Here is a 4,241-nt window from a genome sequence, read left to right as displayed (position 1 = left end):
GAGCACACATTTTTTGCCATTATGCCCATCCTGAACGTAGAGAAGGATCTCCTCTAACAATTGAACGAGGAGACCCTTCACATTCGTTCAGGGTGACAGCAAATCAACATCGTCATCCTGAGTGTAACGAAGGATCTCCTCTGGTAATTTATTTTCTCATTCAATTGAGCCGAAAAATCTCATAAAAACCCAATATATACCAACAGCTTAAACACCATAAAAATACCACGCAACTTTTTTAAAAAAGCTTCGATAATGTCCTTATAGAGCCCATCCTTTAACAGCTCTAAGGAGAAGTGTATGAATCCAGTTATGTCGCCAGTCAGATTAGCTCTTCCTTCTTTGTTTGTAGGAATGACAGTTCCAATAAGTCTTCCTCTCGATTCAGACCATGGTGTTCGAATACCTTTTGGCCGTGAATTGGCTGCAGCACGTGATGTTGCTTTAGGTGTGGAGGCTAAAATCAATTGGCCTGGTGGAGTAATACACTTTGAGAGACCTTTTAGCGGGAGTGCAGAAGAATATTTCAGAGCAAGAAAATATGTGGGAGGTCCGGTATCACTTCAGGCTGCTCTTCTTGAAGATATGGCAACCTTTGGCAGGGTTTCAGGTTTCGATTATTTTCAATCAACGGTAAGGGGTGCAGAAATTTTGTATCGTGCTGACGTTGAACAATTATGGGACTCTGACATTCCTTGGGCTGGATTAATTCGTGAGGGTGTGCTTGATAAAAAAACAGTAATTGAGATGATGCGACATATTCAAGCTGAAGCAAAGGCTTATCTGAAAGAAAGAGATGAATCTCAGCTTATTCAACGAGCGTGGAAGCAAGATTTGGAAACTTCAGCTCTTTTAGTCTTTAGTTTAGGAACTTTAGTTGCATTTCTTCTTCGAGCCGGAGCTTGGAGTTTGGGTTTAGGTACTGTTGCTGCAGGAGTGGATATTTTTAATCGATACAGAGCTTCCTTTTTAGCAGATCGAATGGTGAGATCTGACGTTGCAGAAGAGAGGAGAGAACGAGCTGCTCTTGAAGTGTACTCAGCAAGTGTAGCTATTCAGGCAATAAGGTCTGCAGAAAGAGTTGCAAGAATTGCTTCACATCCAAATGCAGACAAGAGCTCAACAATGGGACCGCATAATATGCGAGAGGTGGTTCCGACGTCATTCTTTTGATAATTTTTCACGCTCCTTCGCAGCGCTGATCCACTGCTGAAGCAAACTTTCTGAACTGCTGAAGTCGCGCTTTTTGATTTCGCTGGTATACACTTTTTTTGTGCTTTGCTGCTGCGATGTATGCTCAGTCTGAATATAAAACGGCTGCACTTCCCACACTGGTTTTTTGGTGATGCCATCTAAATAGCTTACCGCACCATATTTCCATCCCAAGTCGTCTGGAAACACCATCGACATTTCCCACACTGGGCCAGTTTCTTCAGCCTGAAGCGCAAAGGTAATGTAGCTAATGCTTCGCGGTTTGGTGTATTCACGCGATTTGAGTGAAGTGAAGCGAAAAGCGATGTCATTCGCTGCGGCTTTTCCTATTTCATCGCTGTCAATCTGCGGTGTTTCTAAACCTTTGTTGCTTTTGAGTTTCAGCTGTTTTTGAAAAACAGAAGAGGGAAGAAGGCGAATGCGGGCCACATCTTTTTTCTCATCATAAAAAAAGCGAAACCCAAATACATTTTTATTTTCCACCACAAAATCTTTTTCTGCAGCTTTGATATTTTTTACATCATCTACAAAATAATAATCCCAACGATAAAAATATCCCATGGCCTCTTTGTTTTCAGAAACATCAGCATAGGCATCGTCAATAAGGCCCGCTGTGCCAAGTGCCAATTGGTTTTGCCAATTTCCAGCACTCACAATGCCAATGAGTTTTGCGGTGTTGTTTTTGTTTTTCGCCAGTTTTTCTACTTCTTCATATGGCGTCACGGCAGTTACCCAACCCGTGTGCTTCGATTTCACCGAATCTCGGGAACAAGCGAAAGTGAGAAGAAGGGTGAGTGAAAAAAGAAATGAGAGTAAGTGTTTCATAAATATCTCCTTGAGGAGTCATTAGTACAATGGTGCAAGAGTGCAATAGGGCAATGGTGCTTAGTGCTTGGTACTCTTGTTTTTGCTTCCTCTCCCTAAGGGAGAGGATTGAGGTGAGGGTGAGCTTTTTTATTCAAGCAATGCTTTTCTCCCTCCCCTTAGTCCCCTCCCGCTAGGAGGTGAAATAAATCAAAGAGTAAAAAACATTTCACCCACTTCAAAATCAATCAAAAGGAGTTGTCTTCACCTTTTACTATGCTAGAAAGCTTTCTCTATGATTTCCACTTGGATTCACGCCGCACGTCCTAAAACCCTTACTGCAAGCCTTGTTCCCGTGATGGTTGGATCATGTTTAGCGTATTCCTTTTCGCAGTTTAACCTCCTCGTTTCTGTTTTCGCTTTTTGTTCAGCAGCTTGCATTCAAATTGGGACCAATTTTTTTAACGATGCCATTGATTTTTTAAAAGGCACCGACACCGAAGAACGAATTGGTCCAAAGCGCATTACGCAAAGTGGTGAGGCGAGTGCAAAGTCGGTATTTCTTGCAGCAGCCTTGGTGTATGTTTTGGCGTTAGTCTTTGCCATTCCGCTTATTGTGGAAGGCGGGCTTCCACTTTTGTTCATTGGCATTTTTTCGTTGCTGATGGGCTATGCCTATACCGGTGGGCCGTATCCGCTTTCGTATAAAGGTGTTGGTGAGATATTTGTGATTCTTTTTTTTGGTGTCATCGCCGTAAGCACGGTTGTGTATTTGCAAACGCAGCAGTGGAAAGGGTTTGCTGTTTTAGCGGGTGTGCAAATTGGATCACTTTCCACCGTTTTGCTTGCTATCAATAATCTGCGCGACGTTGAAGGAGATGCAAAAGCAGGGCGAAAAACATTTCCCATTCGTTTTGGAATTAAAGCTGCAAAAATTGAAATTCTTTTTTTTCTTTTTCTTCCTTTTGTACTGCTCTTTTTTTGGAGTGATAAGTGGCTAATGCTTTGTTGGCTTAGTTTTCCGCTTGCTGCTCATCTTGCGCTTCAAGTGTGGAAAACTTCACCATCACCGCGTTACAATATTTTTTTAGGCCGTGCCGCACTTTTACATTTGCTCTTTGGGCTTCTTTTTTCCGGAGGATTACTGCTTTCATGAACATTTCCTTTTTTCCGTATCAGCTTGTCCCCAAGGCAAGGCTTGGCGCAAAGGCAGAACCAAAGCCGCGAGAAGGCGCTTTGTTGCGCGTTGAACACGATGGCATTGGAGTGGGATTTTCCGATCTTCATCCTTGGCCAGAATTGGGTGACGAATCTTTGGAAAAGCAATTGCAATCCTTGAAAATGGAAAAACCACTTTCGCTGGCAAAGCGATCACTTCAGCTTTCGATGCTTGATGCCAACGCCAGGAACGATGGAGTTTTTCTGCTGAAGAATAAGGTTATTCCCAAAAGCCACTACCTTATCAGCGATTTACGGGCATTTTCTGAAGAAACACGCGAGCTCCTTTTTCTCCAAGGCTTCAGCAAGCTGAAAGTAAAAATGGGGCTCGATTTAAACTGGGAACTTTCGTTTTTGGAAGACTTGGCCAAGCCTTTTGAAAAGGCTGGCATTAAGTTTCGGCTGGATTTTAACTTGGGCCTCGACGAGCTTGCCGCCTATCGTTTGCTGCATCGCATGAGCGACAGGCTGAAAGAACGCATTGATTTTCTGGAAGATCCTTTTCCCTATCACCCAGAAAGCTGGGCGCAATTTAGGGCAAAAGAGGGGGTGCCTCTTGCATTGGATCGTTTTGACGCGCTTTCATTTCCTCTGGATCTGGATGCTGTTGATGTGCTGGTGCTAAAACCTGCCATAATGGACCCCAGTTTTGTGAAGGCTTACGAGCATTTTGCCGAAAAACGTATTGTGATCACTTCTTATTTAGCCCACCCTCTAGATCAGCTCTCGGCGGCCTATGCGGCAGCACTTTTTCACGAAGAAATGCCGAATACACTTGACGATTGCGGTCTCATTTCGCATGTGTCCTACCAGGAAAACAGCTTCTCGTCTCAACTTGCAGTGGATGGAGCAAAACTAGTGCCTCCAAAAGGCTTGGGCTTTGGATACCAAACCACCTTTTTGGAATCGCAAGAGTGGAGAGAGATTCTGTAGTTGATTTTCTTCCTCTCCCTTGAGGGAGAGGATTGAGGTGAGGGGGCAGTTACCAAATGTGCATTTCTCCCTCC

Annotated in this window: 4 protein-coding genes; 3 read left to right on the top strand and 1 reads right to left on the bottom strand. The window is 43.7% G+C overall.

The window, feature by feature from the left end; genetic code table 11:
* Positions 1-300: 300 nt before the first annotated feature.
* The gene (locus COV43_06975; GenBank protein ID PIR25143.1) at positions 301-1,173 is read left to right on the top strand and encodes a hypothetical protein; all 873 of its coding nucleotides are present in this window, start codon (positions 301-303) and stop codon (positions 1,171-1,173) included.
* On the opposite strand, the gene COV43_06970 is transcribed toward COV43_06975, so the two are convergent.
* Entirely contained in the window at positions 1,162-2,037 is an 876-nt protein-coding gene (locus COV43_06970; GenBank protein PIR25142.1) for a hypothetical protein, read from the bottom strand. The genes COV43_06975 and COV43_06970 overlap by 12 nt on opposite strands.
* A 274-nt stretch (positions 2,038-2,311) precedes the next feature.
* On the opposite strand from COV43_06970, the gene menA reads away from it, so the two are divergent.
* Together menA and COV43_06960 are read left to right on the top strand one after the other, a co-directional pair.
* The gene (gene menA, locus COV43_06965; protein PIR25141.1) at positions 2,312-3,172 is read left to right on the top strand and encodes a 1,4-dihydroxy-2-naphthoate octaprenyltransferase; all 861 of its coding nucleotides are present in this window, start codon (positions 2,312-2,314) and stop codon (positions 3,170-3,172) included.
* Positions 3,169-4,167 carry a hypothetical protein gene (locus tag COV43_06960; GenBank protein ID PIR25140.1) on the top strand — a complete coding sequence of 333 codons (999 nt, stop codon included), beginning with the start codon at positions 3,169-3,171 and terminating at the stop codon, positions 4,165-4,167. Before menA ends, COV43_06960 begins: the two co-directional genes overlap by 4 nt.
* The last annotated feature ends 74 nt before the right edge of the window (positions 4,168-4,241 follow it).

The organism is Deltaproteobacteria bacterium CG11_big_fil_rev_8_21_14_0_20_42_23 (genome assembly GCA_002796345.1).
Taxonomy (GTDB): domain Bacteria; phylum UBA10199; class UBA10199; order 2-02-FULL-44-16; family 2-02-FULL-44-16; genus 1-14-0-20-42-23.
This window is presented reverse-complemented; position numbering and strand designations above follow the sequence as displayed.